Below are 867 nucleotides of genomic sequence, written 5' to 3' on the forward strand. Positions count from 1 at the left end.
CTGCATGGAGTCTCCTCTCGACCCGGGCAGGCTAGCCGCTCAAGGAACCTCATTGCCACAATGCGGGTGTGTGATGGATTATCGTTCCCTCATCGCGTTCCACCGATCGAAGGGAAGCACCATGCACGTCACCCCGCCGGGCTGGGAGTTGTTGGTCTGCGACATGGCCGGTACCGCGTTCAGCGATGACGGCCTGGTCATCGAGGCGTTCCGTGCCGCACTGCTGGACACGGGACTTCCCGACGGCCCCGAACTGGCAGCCGCCCTGGCCTCGTTCGACGGCAACCGCGGCCGCAGCAAACTGGACGCCTTCCGCGATGTGCTGCCCGAGGAGCAGGCGCGCACGGCCAACGAGGCGTTCGAGCGGCGTTACGAGGAACTGGTCGGCCAGGTCGGCATCACGGCATTTCCCGGCGTCGAGGAGCTGTTCGTGCGGCTTCGGGCAGCGGGCGTACGGATCGCACTCATCACCGGCTTCGCGGCACGCACCCGCGAGACACTTGTCGACACACTGGGCTGGCGAGCCATAGTCGATCTCACGCTCAGCCCGAGCGACGCGGGCCGTGGCCGGCCGTTCCCTGACATGATCCTCACCGCGGCGCTTCGGCTGCGGGTCACCGACATGCATGCCGTCGCGGTCGTCGGTGACACCCGCAGCGACCTGCTCGCAGGATGGCGCTCGGGAGCCGGCATCGTCGCCGGTGTCACCACCGGAGCCCACACCCGGGCCACGCTGGAGGCCGCACCGCACACCCATCTGCTCGACTCGCTCGCCGGGATCGAGACCGCGATGGCCACCCGATGACCGCCCACCGCCCCGCCGTCGGCGGGCGCAACGGCGTGGTCACCTCGGCCCACCAGCTGGCC

The 867-nt window shown here is 69.1% G+C and carries 1 protein-coding gene; it reads left to right on the forward strand.

Annotation, left to right across the window (positions count from 1 at the left end):
• Positions 1-121: 121 nt before the first annotated feature.
• The gene (locus AC27LF_RS45520; protein ID WP_479665230.1) at positions 122-805 is read left to right on the forward strand and encodes an HAD family hydrolase; all 684 of its coding nucleotides are present in this window, start codon (positions 122-124) and stop codon (positions 803-805) included.
• The last annotated feature ends 62 nt before the right edge of the window (positions 806-867 follow it).

The sequence above is a fragment of the Streptomyces diversicolor genome (genome assembly GCF_057537855.1).